Genomic DNA, 14,416 nt, shown 5'->3' with positions numbered 1-14,416 from the left:
CATGCGGAATTCGCATGACAACCCGGCAACTGTACCTGCAAACGTTTTCACGTTGCCCGGTTCCCGCCCGAATGCCCGTCGACTGCTCCCGATGCGGGAGTCTGACCGGTCAGACCAAAAACCCCCGCAGCAAAGACGCGGTTCCGTCGAGGTGCTCGGCCATCGCCTGCCGCGCCGCCGCCGGGTCTCCGTCCAAAATGGAGGCGATGATGTGCTCGTGCTGCGCGTTGGAGTGCGCGAGGTTCGGCTCGAGCAGCGGAATGGTGTCGAGCAGCTCGTTCACGCGCATCCTGGACTCCGCCACCGCGGCGGTGAGGGACGCGGACCCGGTCGCCTCGGCGATCGCCAGGTGCAGCCGCGAGTCCTTGCGCCGGTACTCCGCGAGCGTCGCGGTGGACGCCTCTTCCAGGCGTACTCGCAGCCCACGGCGTTCGGCGGACCCCAGAGAACGGCCCGCGGCGGCCTCGGCGGCGCCCGTTTCCAGGACCTTGCGCAGCGTGAGCGCGTCGTGGATGTCGCCGAGCTCCTTGCCGGGCGCGGACTTCGGAATCACGTCGTTGACGAACGTGCCGCCGTACCGTCCTCTGCGGGACTCGACGTAGTTGTTCTCCTGCAACGATCTGATCGCTTCACGCACGGTCACCCGGCTCACGCCGAGCCGGGTGGCCAGCTCCCGTTCGGACGGCAGCCGCTCACCCGGCGCGACGACGCCGAGCCGGATGGCCTGCATGAGCCGTTCGACGGTCTCTTCGAAAGCGTTGCCCGCCCGGACCGGGCGGAACAACGCCTCCTCCGCGTGCTCCATTAGAGCGGTGTCACGTACGCGCCGGCGATGCCGCCGTCCACCAGGAAGTTCGACGCCGTCATGAACGAGGAGTCGTCCGACGCCAGGAACGCGACAGCGGCGGCGATTTCCTCAGGTTCCGCGAACCGGCCGAGCGGGACGTGGACGAGGCGCCGCGCGGCCCGCTCCGGGTCCTTCGCGAACAGTTCCTGCAACAGCGGCGTGTTGACCGGCCCGGGGGAAAGCGCGTTGACCCGGATGCCCTCGCGCGCGAACTGCACACCGAGCTCGCGGGACATCGCGAGCACGCCACCCTTCGACGCCGTGTAGGAGATCTGCGACGTCGCCGCGCCCATCGTCGCCACGAACGACGCCGTGTTGATGATGGAACCCTTGCCGTTGGCCTGCATGTGCGGGATGGCGTACTTGCAACACAAATAAACTGACGTGAGGTTCACCTTCTGCACGCGCTCCCACGCCTCGATGCCCGTCGTCAGGATCGAGTCGTCGTCGGGCGGCGAGATGCCGGCGTTGTTGAACGCGATGTCCAGCTTGCCGTAAGTGTCCACAGTGGTCTGGAAGAGCGCTTTGACCTGCTCTTCGTCGGTCACGTCGACCTGGACGAACAGCCCGCCGACCTCGTCCGCGGCCGCCTTGCCCGCGTTCGGGTCGACATCGGCGACGACGACCTTCGCGCCCTCGCTCGCAAACCTGCGCACGGTCGCGAGTCCGATGCCGCTGCCGCCACCCGTCACGACGGCCACGCGGCCCTCGAGTCGCTGCACCATCTCTTGTTCTCCTGTCAGGTAGCGATGAAGACGTTCTTGACTTCGGTGAAGGCGTCCAAGGCGTCCGGTCCGAGCTCACGGCCGAGCCCGGACTGCTTCACGCCGCCGAACGGTGTCCAGTAGCGGACGGATGAATGCGAGTTGACAGACAGGTTCCCGGCCTCGACGGCCCGCGAGACCCGGATCGCCCGCCCGACGTCCTGCGTCCAAATGGAACCGGACAGCCCGTACTCGGAGTCGTTCGCGATCCTGATCGCGTCCGCCTCGTCGGAGAACGGCAGCACGACCACGACCGGTCCGAAGATCTCCTCGTGGACGGCCGGGTGGTCCGCCGGGGGCGTGAGGACCGTCGGCGGGAACCAGAATCCCGGTCCGTCCGGTGCTGAACCGCGGAACGCGACCGGAGCGTCGTCTGGGACGTAAGACGCCACCTTCCCGAGGTGCGACGCGCTGATGAGCGGCCCCATCTCGGTCGCGTCGTCGCCGGGCTCGCCGACCTTCACGCCCTTGACCGCGGGCTCCAGCAGCTCCATGAACCGGTCGTAGACGCTGGCCTGCACGAGGATCCGCGACCGCGCGCAGCAGTCCTGCCCGGCGTTGTCGAAGACCCCGTAGGGCGCGGTCGCGGCCGCCTTCTCCAGGTCGGAGTCCGCGAAGACGATGTTGGCCGACTTGCCGCCGAGCTCCAGCGTCACGCGCTTCACCTGGTCCGCGCAGCCGGCCATGATCTGCTTGCCGACGCCGGTCGAGCCGGTGAAGACGACCTTGCGCACCAGCGGATGCGTGACGAACCGGTTGCCGACGACCGAGCCCTTGCCCGGGAGCACCTGGAAGACGTCCTCTGGGAGGCCTGCCTCGCGAGCCAGCTCGCCGAGCCGGATCGCGGTCAGCGGGGTGAGCTCGGCGGGCTTCAGCACGACGGTGTTGCCGGCCGCGAGCGCGGGCGCGAACCCCCAGCCCGCGATCGGCATCGGGAAGTTCCACGGCACGATCACGCCGACGACGCCGAGGGGCTCGTGGAACGTGACGTTCAGGCCACCGGGGACCGGGATCTGCTTGCCGAACAACCGTTCCGGTGCGGCCGCGTAGTAGTGCAGCACGTCACGGACGTTGCCGGCCTCCCAGCGTGCGTTGCCGATGGTGTGCCCGGAGTTCTCGACCTCCAGCCGCGCCAGTTCCTCGTTGTGCGCGTCGACGAGCTCCGCGAACCGGCGCAGCAGCCGCGCGCGATCACCGGGCGCGACGTTTCGCCAGGTCTCGAACGCCTTGTGCGCCTTGACGATCGCGGCATCCGTCTCTTCGAGAGAGGTGTGCGGTACGGACCGCACGACCTTCTCCGTGGCGGGGTTGATGACGTCAAAGGTCACGCTTTTCTCCTTGCAACGCCGACAAGCGCTTCGAACAGCCTCAGGTCTTCGATGTCCTGCTCGGGGTGCGACTGCACGCCGACGACGAACCGCGCGCCTTCCATCTCGACCGCCTCGACCGTGCCGTCGGGCGCCTGCGCGGTGACCCGCAGCCCGTCGGCGATCCGGTCCAGCGACTGGTGGTGATGGCACTGCACGTTGGTGTGGTCGCCCAGGATCGCGTGCAGCTGCGTGCCCGGAACGACGGTGATGTCGGTGTGCCCGAACACGCCCGGTGCCTCGTTGTGGCCCTCGATGTGCTGGTGCAGCGTGCCGCCCAGCGCCACGTTGAGCACCTGCATGCCCCGGCACACGCCGAGCACCGGCAGGTCGAGCTTCAGCGCGGCCTCGACGAGCGCGAACTCGGTGGCGTCGCGGTCGGGGCGCGGTTCGCCGGTCATCGGGTGCGGGTCGGCACCGTACGTGGCGGGGTCGATGTCCGCGCCGCCCGCGATCACCAGGCCGTCCAGGAAGCCGATGGTCTCGGCGGTCCAGGTGCCGACCGGCGGCAGCATGACGGGGTTGCCGCCCGCCTGCACCACGCAGTCGAGGTAGCCGCGGTAGAGCACCGCGGCTTCCACGTCCCAGAACCCGAAGCGCGTGCGCTCCAGGTAGGTGCTGATGCCGATGAGCGGCTTAGAGGCGCTCAAACCCGCGCACCTTCTCCCAGTCCGTGATCGCCGCCTCGAACGCGTCCAGCTCGACCTTCGCCGCGTTCAGGTAGTGGTCGACGACCTCCTTGCCGAAGGCCTCCCGCGCGATCTCGCTGGCGGCGAACAGGTCCGCGGCCTCACGCAGCGTCGTCGGCACCGTCGGCCGGTCCGAGGCGTAGGCGTTGCCGACGAACTCGTCCTCCAGCTCCAGTTTCCGCTCGACCCCGTGCAGGCCGGCCGCGATCAGCGCCGCGACCGCCAGGTACGGGTTCACGTCGCCACCGGGTACCCGGTTCTCGAACCTGAGCGACTGCCCGTGGCCGACGACCCGCAGCGCGCAGGTGCGGTTGTCCCGGCCCCACGCCACCGCGGTCGGCGCGAACGAGCCCTTCACGAAGCGCTTGTAGGAGTTGATGTTCGGTGCGAGGAAGTAGGTGAACTCCCGCAGCGCGGCCAGCTGCCCGGCGAGGAAGTGCTTCATCATCTCGGACATGCCGTGACCCTCGGCGAAGACCGGGTCGCCGTCCTTGGAGCGCAGGGACAGGTGGATGTGGCAGGAGTTGCCCTCGCGCTCGTTGTACTTCGCCATGAACGTGAGCGACTTGCCCTGCTGCGACGCGATCTCCTTGGCGCCGTTCTTGTAGATCACGTGCTGGTCGCACGTCCGCAGCGCAGTCGTGTACCGGAACGCGATCTCGTGCTGACCGGGGTTGCACTCCCCCTTGGCCGACTCGACCACCATTCCGGCGCCCGTCATGCCGTTGCGAATGGCCCGCAGCAACGGCTCGACGCGCGCGGTGCCGAGCAACGAGTAGTCGACGTTGTACTGGTTCGACGGCGTGAGGTTGCGGTAGCCGGCGTTGAAGGCCGCCTCGTACGTGTCGTCGAAGACGATGAACTCCAGCTCGGTGCCGACGTACGCCTCCAGCCCGAGCGCGGCCAGCCGGTCGAGCTGCTTGCGCAGGATCTGCCGCGGTGAGGCGACGACCGGGTCGCCGTTCTCCCAGACGACGTCGCACATGACGAGCGCGGTGCCCTCCTGCCACGGCACGCGGCGCAGCGTCTCCAGGTCCGGCTTCATCACGAAGTCGCCGTACCCGCGATCCCAGCTCGACATCGCGTAGCCGCTGACCGGGTTCATCTCGACGTCGACGGCGAGCAGGTAGTTGCAGCCCTCCGCGGAGTGCCCGAGGACCTCGTCGAGGAAGTACCGCGCCGCGCACCGCTTGCCCTGCAGCCGTCCCTGCATGTCCACGATCGCGACCAGGACGGTGTCGATCTCACCGGTGTCCACGGCCTCGCGCAACTCCTCGACGGTCAGCATCTGAGCGTTCCTCCAAAGGTATGTCTGCGAGCCATTGGCGGCACCATCTTGACACTTGCGGGTGACGGGCGCCACCCTCAACCACCGGTTAAAGGACTATTAGGAGTCCATATGGCCAAGCACGTCGAGTACGAGAAGGTTGGCAGCGACTACCTGGAGCACCGTCAGCTCAAACGTGGCGCGGCGGGCTGGGTCCTGCTAGCCGGGCTGGGTGTCTCGTACGTCATCTCCGGTGACTTCGCCGGGTGGAACTTCGGGCTCGCCCAGGGCGGCTGGGGCGGATTGCTGATCGCCACGATCCTGATGGCGACGATGTACACCTGCATGGTGTTCGGTCTCGCCGAACTCGCCTCCGCACTGCCCGTCGCAGGCGCCGGCTACGGGTTCGCGAGGCGCGCGCTCGGCCCGTTGGGCGGGTACGCGACAGGCATCGCCATCCTGATCGAGTACGCCATCGCTCCCGCGGCGATCGCGGTGTTCATCGGCGACTACGTCAAGGCTCTGGGCCTGCTCGACGCCACGTGGCCGGTGTACCTGGCGTGCTACGTGATCTTCGTCGGAATTCACCTGTGGGGCGTCGGCGAGGCGTTGCGGGTGATGTTCGTGATCACCGGTGTCGCGGTCGTGGCGCTGGTGGCGTTCGTGGCGGGCATGATCCCGAAGTTCGACTCCGCCAAGCTGTTCGACATCGGCGACGGCTCGTTCCTGCCGATGGGCGTCACGGGTGCGTGGGGCGCGATCGTGTTCGCGATCTGGTTCTTCCTCGCGGTGGAGGGTGTGCCGCTGGCCGCCGAGGAAGCCAGGGATCCGAAGCGCGACATGCCGCGCGGCATCATCGCCGCGATGGCGACGCTGCTGGTGTTCGCGGCGGCGATCCTGCTCGTGGCACCGGGTGGCGCGGGCTCGAAGGTGCTGGAGGCGTCCGGAAACCCGTTGCCCGAGGCGGTCCGCGCGGCCTACGGCGGCGACAACCTCCTGGCGCAGCTGGTGAACTACGTCGGCCTGGCGGGCCTGGTCGCGTCGTTCTTCTCGATCATCTACGCCTACTCGCGCCAGCTCTTCGCCCTGTCCCGCGCTGGCTACCTGCCGCGCTGGCTGTCGAAGACCGGCAAGCGCAAGACGCCGTACCTCGCGCTCATCGTGCCGGGCACCATCGGCTTCGCGCTGGCCACGATCATGAAGACGGCCGACCCGGTGACGGGTGGCGCACGGCTCATCAACATCGCCGTGTTCGGCGCCGCTCTCTCGTACGTGCTGATGATGGTGTCGCACATCGTCCTGCGTAAGACCGCACCGGACCTGCCGCGCCCGTACCGCACTCCTGGCGGTGTGGTGACCACGAGCGTTGCGCTGGTGCTGGCCGTTGCCGCTGTTATCGCGACGTTCTTCGTCGACGAGATCGCGGCGGCCGTCACGGCGGGGATCGTGTTGATCGCCGTCGCCTACTACTGGTTCTACAGCCGTCACCACCTGGTGGCGAACGCGCCGGAGGAGGAGTTCGCGGCCATCGCGAAGGCGGAGGCCGAACTCGATTGAGCAAGCGTGCGTTGATCCTCGGCGGCACGGGTCTCATCGGCCGTGCCGCCGCCCGGCGTCTGCGGGCGCACGGCTGGACCGTCGACGCGCCCGGCCGCGAGGTGGACCGCGAGGACCCGGCGGCGATCGCCCGCGCGCTGGGCGACGGCGCCGACCTCCTGGTCGACTGCCTCTGCTACACCGCCGAGCACGCCCGATCACTGCTGCCGCTGGCCCGCGACGCGACCTCCACGGTGATGATCTCCGCCAAGGCCGTGTACGTGGACGACGAGGGCCGGCACGTCAACTCGCCCTCACCGCCGCGGTTCGCGGGACCCGTGACCGAGGACCAGCCGACGATGGCTCCTGGCTGTTCCGACTTCCGCACCCGCGAGGGTTACGGCGCCAACAAGGTCGCCGCCGAGCAGACGTTGCTCGACAGCGGCCTGCCCATCACCGTGCTGCGGCCGTCCAAAGTGCACGGCGTGGGCAACAAGCGCCCGCTGGAGTGGTACTTCGTCGAACGAGTCCTCGCGCGCCACCCCGTGGTGGTGCTGGCCAGCCGCGGTGAGGGCGCCGACCACCCGTCGGCCGCGGCCAACATCGCCGCGCTGATCGAGACCGCCGCCGCACGCCCGGGCCGCCGGATCCTCAACGCCGCCGACCCGGACGCGCCGAACGGCCTGGAGATCTCCCGGATCATCGCCCGCCACTTCGGCCACCACTGGCGCGAGATCCTGCTGGACCACGACCAGTCCGGCCGCCACCCGTGGCACCGCGTGCCGCCGTTCGTCCTCGACACCACCGCGGCTTCGGCGCTCGGCTACGAGCCCGTGGGCGACTACGCCACCACGGTCGCCGAGACGCTGCACCGGCTCAGCGGCAACTCACGTTCGAGCGCGCCATGGCAGGATCGGTCGGGTGAGTGACATTCAACGTGTGGGAGTCGTCGGTTCCGGCCTCATGGGCTCCGGAATCGCCGAGGTGAGCGCCCGCGCCGGCCTCGACGTCATCGTCGCCGAGGTCAACGCGAGCGCGGCCGAGGCAGCGCAGGGGCGGATCGCCTCGTCGCTGGCCAGGGGCGTCAAGGCGGGCAAGCTGAGCGAGGCCGACCGCGATGCCGCGCTCGGCCGCATCCGGTTCACCACCGACATCGGCGAGTTCGCCGACCGGCAGTTCGTGGTCGAGGCCGTCGCCGAGAACGAGCAGGTCAAGACCGAGGTCTTCGCCACCCTCGACAAGGTCGTGAAGGACGAGGACGCCATCTTCGCGTCCAACACGTCGTCCATCCCGATCATGAAGCTGGGCATGGCCACCGGCCGCCCCGAGCAGGTCATCGGCGTGCACTTCTTCAACCCGGTGCCCGTGCTGAAGCTCGTCGAGATCGTGCCGTCCCTGCTCACCGGCTCCACCACCCAGGTCCGCGCGGAGGCCTTCGTGCGCGCCACCCTGGGCAAGGAGGTCATCCGCTCGCAGGACCGCGCGGGCTTCGTGGTCAACGCGCTGCTGATCCCGTACCTGCTCTCGGCGATCCGCATGCTGGAGTCCGGCTTCGCCTCCGCCGACGACATCGACAACGGCATGGTGCTCGGCTGCGCCCACCCGATGGGCCCGCTGCGCCTCACCGACCTGATCGGCCTCGACACCACGAAGGCCATCGCCGAGTCGATGTACGACGAGTTCAAGGAGCCGCTGTACTCGCCCCCGCCGCTGCTGCTGCGCATGGTGGACGCTGGCCTGCTGGGCAAGAAGTCGGGGCGCGGCTTCCACAACTACGCGAAGTGACGCGAGAGGCCCGCTCCTCGGAGCGGGCCTTCTGCTTGTATGGATCACATGCCTGGGGTGATGAACGACTACGACCGCCTCGCCGAGTCGTACAGCGAGTCGAACGAGACCGCCATCTTCAACGCCTACTACGAACGCCCGGCGATGCTCGCACTCGCCGGCGACGTGGCAGGACGCAAGATCCTCGACGCGGGCTGCGGCGCCGGCCCCCTCCTCGCCGAACTGCGGGCACGAGGCGCCGACGTGAGCGGCTTCGACCTGAGCCGGGGAATGCTGGACCTGGCCCGCCGCCGCGTCCCGGACGCCGACCTGCGCGTCGCCGACCTGGCCGCCCCGCTCCCCTACGCCGACGCGGCGTTCGACGACGTCGTCGTGTCGCTGGTCCTGCACTACCTGGAGGACTGGGGCCCGTCGCTCGCCGAGCTGCGGCGCGTGCTGCGCCCCGGCGGCCGCCTGCTGATCTCGGTCGACCACCCGTTCGCCATGCACATGATCCACCGTGCCGAAGGCCGCCGCACCAACTACTTCGAGACCTACAACTACACCGAGACCTGGGACCACACCGGCGAACCCGTCCAGATGTCGTTCTGGAACCGGCCGCTGCACGCCATGACGAACGCGTTCACCGCGGCCGGGTTCACCGTCGCCGGGATCGCCGAACCGTTTCCGGTGCCGGAGGCCCAGGCGAAGTTCCCCGAGCACTACGCCGCACTGACGACGAGCCCGAGCTTCCTGTTCTTCGTGCTGACCGCCTAGACGGTGATCCGTGTGGCCGATGCCGTGGTGTTTCCGGGCGGAAGGTCTGGCCCGACGTCGCCGCTGACCATGCGTGCGGGTGAGGTCGCTGAACGGCGCGGCGCGCGCGTGCACCGGCATGTGTGGTCGGGAAAGCCGCCGATGCCGTGGGGGCCGCAGGTCGAACAGTGGGTGTGCGGTGAGGCGACCGCCGTGCTCGACGCTGTCGGCGGCAGGCCGCTGCTCATCGGCAAGTCGCTGGGCAGCGCCGCGGCAGCCGTGGCCGCCGAGCGCTCGTTGCCGTCGGTGTGGCTCACGCCGCTGCTGACCGAGCCGTGGGTGGTGGCCGCGCTGGGCCGCGCGAGCGTCCCGTTCCTGCTGGTCGGCGGAACTGCCGACAGGTGGTGGGACGGCACGCTGGCGCGCCGGTTGTCGCCGCACGTGCTGGAGGTCCAGGACGCCGACCACGACCTGCGCCTGCCCGGCTGCTCGGACGAGGGGCTCAGCCGGGCGGTCGCCGCCGTGGAGGAGTTCCTCGACTCGATCGGCTGGCCCGGCTGAGGACGGCCGCGCTCAGACCGCCGCGAGCCGGTTCATCGAGTGCTCGATCAGCCCGACCAGCACGGTCTTCGACGACTCCCGGTCCCGCGCGTCGCACAGCACCACCGGGATCGCCTCGTCCAGGTCGAGGGCGTGCCGCACCTCGTCCACCGTGTACAGCTGCGCCCCGTCGAAGCAGTTCACCGCGACGACGAACGGGATTCCCCTGTGCTCGAAGAAGTCGATCGAGGGGAACGACGAGTCCAGCCGCCGCGTGTCCACCAGGACGACCGCGCCGATGGCCCCGGTCGCCAGTTCGTCCCACATGAACCAGAACCGGTTCTGCCCCGGCGTCCCGAACAGGTACAGCACCACCTTCGTGTTGATGGTGATGCGCCCGAAGTCCAGGGCGACGGTCGTGGTGTCCTTGCCCTCGATGCCCGCGAGGTCGTCGACGTGCACGCCGGCCTCGGTGAGCAGCTCCTCGGTCTTCAACGGCGGGATCTCGGAGACCGACCCGACCATGGTGGTCTTGCCGGTGCCGAACCCGCCTGCGATGACGATCTTGACCGCGGTGGGCACGGTCAGCTGGCCATCAGATCCCACGAACACCATCCAGTACGGCCTGCAGGAGATCCCTGTCGGGAATCTGGGGGGAGGAGTTCTGCACGATCACGTCACCGCGCTCGATGAGGTCCGACAGCAGGATCTTCACCACGATGAGCGGCACGTCGAGGTAGGCGGCGACCTCGGCGACCGAGAGCGGGCGTGTGCACAGGGCCATGATCTCGCGATGCTCGACCGTCAGCGACGTCTGGTCGGACGCAAACGCGGAGACTCGGACCTGCGTCACCAGGTGGAGATCAGGCGCGTTCGGCCGGGTGCGGCCGCGCACCATGGCGTAAGGCCGCACCAGCGGCCCCGCGGCCTCGTCGTACCACCAGTCCTCCCGCGCGGTCATCAGCGCGACTCACGCGCCGAGGGGACTGTGGCGGTCTCGGCGCGCGGTGCCGACGAGAGGTACGTGCCCACGCGCTTGACCAGCATGTTCATCTCGTAGGCGATCATGCCCATGTCGGCGTCCTCTTCGCCCAGTACGGCCAGGCAGGCGCCGTGGCCGGCCGCGGTCACGAACAGGTAGGCGTGCTCCATCTCGACGATGGTCTGCCGCACCGCGCCGCCGCCGAAGTGGCGTCCGGTGCCGCGGGCGAGCGACTGGAACGCCGACGCCATCGCGGACAGGTGCTCGGAGTCGTCGCGGGACAGCCCGGCCGAGCGGCCGAGCAGGAGTCCGTCCGCCGACAGCACGACCGCGTGACGGGCGCCGACCACGCGCTGGATGAGGTCCTCCAGCAACCAGTTCAGTTCGCCGTGCTGGCTGGTGTTGTCCTTCATGACGAGGGGGCTCCTTCTGATCTCCAGTCGTCGGTCAGCCGCGCGTCACGGGTGCCGCGCTGGAACGCGGCGAGCCCGTCTCGGGTCCGCTCGGCCGACCTTTCGCCGGTCACCGGCTCGGCGTGCGGCAACTCCTCCGGCTGCATGAGCTGCGGCGCGAGGTTCTGCCGCTTCTTCCTGCGGGGAAGCGCGGGCTTCCCGTCCGGCGGGGCTACCACGGGGTTCTCTTCGTCCACGGATGCATCAGTTGCGGAAACGGCTGGGACGACCCCAGCGTTCAGTGCTGCCTGCACCTCGGGGGCGAGCGTCACGGGGAAGCTCGGGTGTTCCTCGAGATGGCCGTGGCGGTGGTCGTGGAACGACCGCACCGGCATCTGCGTGGTCTCGGTGATGTCGCCCGCGGCGCTGTGCGGGGCGACGATGTTCGGCGGCAGCACGCACAGCGCGACCGTGCCGCCGTAGGGGGAGTCGCGCAGCTCCACCTTGATGCCGCGCCGCGCGGCCAGCCGGGCGACGACGAACAGTCCCAGCCGGGACTCCCCCCGGAACGCCATCGTCTCGAAGTCCGGCGGGTTGGAGAGCTTCGCGTTGGCCTGGAGGCGTTCCTCCTGCGTCATGCCGAGTCCGTGATCCTCGATCTCGATCACGATCCCGTGCGGCACCGCGCTGGAGTGGACGATCACCTCGGACCGCGGCGACGAGAACGCCGTCGCGTTGTCGACGAGCTCCGCGAGCAGGTGGATGGTGTCGGCGACGGCGACACCGACCAGCGCGCGGTCCGGCACCGGGTTGACCCTGACCCGGACGTACTGTTCGGTCTCGGCGACCGCGGCGCGGATGACGTCGCTCAGCCGCACCGGCTTGCGCCACTGCCTGCCCGGCTGCTCTCCGGCGAGGATGATCAGGTTCTCCGCGTTGCGGCGGGCCCGCGTCGCCAGGTGGTCGAGCTGGAAGAGCGAGTCCAGCTGCTCGGGGTTCTCCTCTTCGCGTTCCAGCTTGTCGAGGATCTTGAGCTGCCGGTGGACGAGGCCCTGGTTGCGGTGCGCGATGTCGAGGAAGACCCGGTTCACACCCTCACGGGCCTGCGTCTCCTTCACCGCGGCCGCGACGGCCGTGTACTGGGCGGTGTTGAACGCGTCGGCGACCTGGCCGATCTCGTCGTTGCCGTAGTCGAGCGGCGGCATGTCGCGGTGGACGTCCACCTGCTCACCGCCGCGCAGGCGCGCCACGATGTGCGGCAGCCGTTCCTGCGCGAGCCGCAGCGTGTCCTCCCGCAGCGACGCGAGCCGCGTCACCAGCGCCCGGCTGACCAGGCGGTTCGAGATGCGCAACGCGAGCACGATGCCGACGACGACGGCGAGCAACGCGACGAGGCTGCCGACCAGCACGGCGGTGAGCCTGCTGTTGGCCTTGTCGAGGCCCAGGTTGGCGCCGTCCTCCGCCTGCTGGGCCGCGATCTGCACGAGCTTCTCGTGCACGGGACCGGCGGCCGCGCGCCACTGCTGCTCGGTGACCGCGGTGTCGCCGTTGATGATCCGGCTTTCGAGGTCGAGCAGCGTCCGGTACTCCGAGCTGGTACGCAGCGAGTCGTACTGGCCGCGCGGCTGCTGCAGCGCGAACGGGATCGTGGCGTCGACGCTGGAGTGGTAGGCGCCGATGAGGCGCACGAACTCGACGCGCTCTGCCGGGGCGAGCTTGCCGTTGAGCAGCCCGCGCGAGCCGATGGTGGCGCCGCGGGACATCCAGTCGGCGGCCTGGAAGATCGTCACGGCCTGGAGGCTCGCCTGGCCGGCTTCCGCGTCCGGCACGAGCCGCGCCTGGTGGCCGAAGAGCGACACACCGGCGTCCATGAGGCCGTTGTAGTAGTCGTACACCGCTTGCGGGTTCGCGGTACCGGCCTTGACCTGCGCGCGTTGCTGCGGCAGCTCGTCCAGCTGCGCGTTCAGGGCGTTGATCCGGTCGACGACGTCCTGCGGTGAATTGCCCGAAAGGTCGGCGAAGACCTCTTTCATCCGGCGCAGCGACTCGTCGGTCCGCCCCTGCTGCCTGCTCAGCGCCGCGGCGTCCACCCCGGCGGCCCTGCTCAGCGCGACGAGACTCAGCTGCCGTTCCTTCTGCAGCCCCGCGAAGGCGTCCGCTGACGGAATCGCGGCTTCGCGCACGTTCGACGCGATCGAACGCATGTAGAAACCGTCGAAAACGGTGTAAGAGGAGAAAACCGCCCACATCACGAGCAAGACAACGCTTGGTACAACGACTACGCCGGCCAACCGCGACCGAATGGTCCGGTAGTTGGTCGGTGTGTAACCGCTCTTCTCGTTCACAGCGCTCTCACGGTCTCCTGTGTCCCACGGCTAGCGCTGCGGGTAATCCGAGTCACTCCATCGGCTGCAATAAGGTAACAAGTCGAGATCATCGTTACCCAATGACAGCGATCACACGCACTACGCGGTGGCAGGCTACCCAGTCGAGTGAGCGGCGCAACACCCGGTACGGGGGTTCTCACAAGGCAAGAACCCCCGTACGGGCTAGTACTCGTGCACGTTCTAGGGGCGCTCCACCGCGACGACGTTGTACGTCGTCTCGGGCGTCGGCGGCGTCGTGAACCGGGCATTCGGCAGGTAGAGGCGCTTGCCGAACGCGGCGACCGTCGTCGGAACGTCGAACCGCTTGTCCTCGAGTTCCGCGGCGAGCGTGGCTCCATCGCGGCTGAGCGTGTAGCGCGCGAGTTTGTTCAGCCTGTTTTGCACCACGTACAACTGCCGTCCCTCACGCAACAGACCGTCACCATTGGTGAGTGTTTGACCGCTCAAATTGATGTTGATGGATTTGCCGGTCCTGGTGTCGACGTGGAACAGCTTTCCGGTGTTGCTCTGCACGACGATCAAGCCGCCGTGGAGACCGGTGACGATGCCGTTCAGGTTGACCGCGCCGGGCGTGATGACCAGATCGCCGGTCAGCTGCAGGGTCCGGTGCGGCTTCAGGTTGAGCGGCACCTCGTAGAGCACCGCCTTGCGCGAGTCGGTGAACCACGCCGACCTGTCCGTCAGCACCACGTCGTTGACGAACGTGTCCGTGGTCGCGAACTGGAACTTGGCCAGCAACGCGCCGGTGCGGGTGTCGTAGACGCGTGCGTCGCCACCAACACCACCAGCGACCCACAACCTGCGCTTGTCGTCGACCTTCATGCCGAGCGACGGCGTGCCCGGCCCCTTGGCGAGCACCTTGCCCTTGCCGGTGCGCAGATCCGCCGCGTAGATCGACCCGTCGGCCCGCGAGCCGAAGTAGGCCGTGACGCCGCTGATCGCGATGCCTTCCGGTTGCCACCCGTTGGGCAGGGAGAACTCCGTCGGGAATGGTTTGGACGCGTCTGCGGTGGCCGGCGCGACCGCGGTGAGCGTGACGCCCAGGACCGCCGCGAGCAGGACACCGAATCTGCGGTACATGCCGCCTCCTTGCCAGAGGACCTGTCTCGGATTGGGGTGCGCCCC

General features: G+C 68.8%; 15 protein-coding genes. 5 read left to right on the top strand and 10 right to left on the bottom strand.

Going from position 1 to position 14,416, the window contains the following annotated elements:
- Nucleotides 1-109: 109 nt before the first annotated feature.
- The 5 genes from C8D87_RS40630 to C8D87_RS40610 are packed head-to-tail and all read right to left on the bottom strand — an operon-like array spanning nucleotide 110 to nucleotide 4,955.
- Nucleotides 110-805, bottom strand: a complete 696-nt coding sequence (locus tag C8D87_RS40630) for a FadR/GntR family transcriptional regulator (protein WP_112231558.1) — start codon at nucleotides 803-805, stop codon at nucleotides 110-112.
- On the bottom strand, nucleotides 805-1,572 hold the full coding sequence (locus C8D87_RS40625) for a 3-oxoacyl-ACP reductase (protein ID WP_109637790.1): 768 nt from the start codon (nucleotides 1,570-1,572) through the stop codon (nucleotides 805-807). The genes C8D87_RS40630 and C8D87_RS40625 overlap by 1 nt, the downstream gene beginning before the upstream one ends.
- A 14-nt stretch (nucleotides 1,573-1,586) precedes the next feature.
- A complete protein-coding gene (locus C8D87_RS40620; RefSeq protein WP_109637789.1) occupies nucleotides 1,587-2,939 on the bottom strand; it encodes an aldehyde dehydrogenase family protein in 1,353 nt (450 codons plus the stop codon).
- Nucleotides 2,936-3,628 carry a gamma-glutamyl-gamma-aminobutyrate hydrolase family protein gene (locus tag C8D87_RS40615; RefSeq protein WP_215732628.1) on the bottom strand — a complete coding sequence of 231 codons (693 nt, stop codon included), beginning with the start codon at nucleotides 3,626-3,628 and terminating at the stop codon, nucleotides 2,936-2,938. The genes C8D87_RS40620 and C8D87_RS40615 overlap by 4 nt, the downstream gene beginning before the upstream one ends.
- Nucleotides 3,615-4,955: a glutamine synthetase family protein gene (locus tag C8D87_RS40610; protein WP_112231556.1), complete on the bottom strand. Its 1,341-nt coding sequence runs from the start codon at nucleotides 4,953-4,955 to the stop codon at nucleotides 3,615-3,617. The genes C8D87_RS40615 and C8D87_RS40610 overlap by 14 nt, the downstream gene beginning before the upstream one ends.
- 111 nt (nucleotides 4,956-5,066) lie before the next feature.
- Between C8D87_RS40610 and eat the strand changes: the two genes are divergently transcribed.
- From eat to C8D87_RS40585, 5 genes are read left to right on the top strand one after another with little or no spacing between them, the layout of a single operon-like run.
- On the top strand, nucleotides 5,067-6,491 hold the full coding sequence (eat, locus tag C8D87_RS40605; RefSeq protein WP_112231554.1) for an ethanolamine permease: 1,425 nt from the start codon (nucleotides 5,067-5,069) through the stop codon (nucleotides 6,489-6,491).
- Complete coding sequence (locus C8D87_RS40600) at nucleotides 6,488-7,399, top strand: NAD-dependent epimerase/dehydratase family protein (RefSeq protein WP_233442520.1); 912 nt, start codon at nucleotides 6,488-6,490, stop codon at nucleotides 7,397-7,399. Before eat ends, C8D87_RS40600 begins: the two co-directional genes overlap by 4 nt.
- Nucleotides 7,392-8,255, top strand: a complete 864-nt coding sequence (locus C8D87_RS40595; RefSeq protein WP_112231552.1) for a 3-hydroxybutyryl-CoA dehydrogenase — start codon at nucleotides 7,392-7,394, stop codon at nucleotides 8,253-8,255. The genes C8D87_RS40600 and C8D87_RS40595 overlap by 8 nt, the downstream gene beginning before the upstream one ends.
- Nucleotides 8,256-8,303: 48 nt before the next feature.
- The gene (locus tag C8D87_RS40590; protein ID WP_411711534.1) at nucleotides 8,304-9,011 is read left to right on the top strand and encodes a class I SAM-dependent methyltransferase; all 708 of its coding nucleotides are present in this window, start codon (nucleotides 8,304-8,306) and stop codon (nucleotides 9,009-9,011) included.
- A 12-nt stretch (nucleotides 9,012-9,023) separates the two neighbouring features.
- Nucleotides 9,024-9,551 carry a hypothetical protein gene (locus C8D87_RS40585; RefSeq protein ID WP_215732626.1) on the top strand — a complete coding sequence of 176 codons (528 nt, stop codon included), beginning with the start codon at nucleotides 9,024-9,026 and terminating at the stop codon, nucleotides 9,549-9,551.
- A gap of 12 nt (nucleotides 9,552-9,563) precedes the next feature.
- On the opposite strand, the gene C8D87_RS40580 is transcribed toward C8D87_RS40585, so the two are convergent.
- From C8D87_RS40580 to C8D87_RS40560, 5 genes are all read right to left on the bottom strand, one after another.
- Nucleotides 9,564-10,145 carry a GTP-binding protein gene (locus tag C8D87_RS40580; protein ID WP_112231549.1) on the bottom strand — a complete coding sequence of 194 codons (582 nt, stop codon included), beginning with the start codon at nucleotides 10,143-10,145 and terminating at the stop codon, nucleotides 9,564-9,566.
- On the bottom strand, nucleotides 10,126-10,491 hold the full coding sequence (locus tag C8D87_RS40575; protein ID WP_112231547.1) for a DUF742 domain-containing protein: 366 nt from the start codon (nucleotides 10,489-10,491) through the stop codon (nucleotides 10,126-10,128). The genes C8D87_RS40580 and C8D87_RS40575 overlap by 20 nt, the downstream gene beginning before the upstream one ends.
- Nucleotides 10,491-10,925 (bottom strand): roadblock/LC7 domain-containing protein, encoded by a 435-nt coding sequence (locus C8D87_RS40570; RefSeq protein ID WP_089913172.1) that lies wholly within the window; start codon nucleotides 10,923-10,925, stop codon nucleotides 10,491-10,493. The genes C8D87_RS40575 and C8D87_RS40570 overlap by 1 nt, the downstream gene beginning before the upstream one ends.
- Complete coding sequence (locus C8D87_RS40565) at nucleotides 10,922-13,108, bottom strand: sensor histidine kinase (RefSeq protein ID WP_233442519.1); 2,187 nt, start codon at nucleotides 13,106-13,108, stop codon at nucleotides 10,922-10,924. Before C8D87_RS40565 ends, C8D87_RS40570 begins: the two co-directional genes overlap by 4 nt.
- Nucleotides 13,109-13,471: 363 nt before the next feature.
- On the bottom strand, nucleotides 13,472-14,371 hold the full coding sequence (locus C8D87_RS40560) for an SMP-30/gluconolactonase/LRE family protein (RefSeq protein WP_112231545.1): 900 nt from the start codon (nucleotides 14,369-14,371) through the stop codon (nucleotides 13,472-13,474).
- Between the last annotated feature and the right edge of the window lie 45 nt (nucleotides 14,372-14,416).

It is taken from the genome of Lentzea atacamensis, assembly GCF_003269295.1.
Lineage (GTDB): Bacteria > Actinomycetota > Actinomycetes > Mycobacteriales > Pseudonocardiaceae > Lentzea > Lentzea atacamensis.
This window is presented reverse-complemented; position numbering and strand designations above follow the sequence as displayed.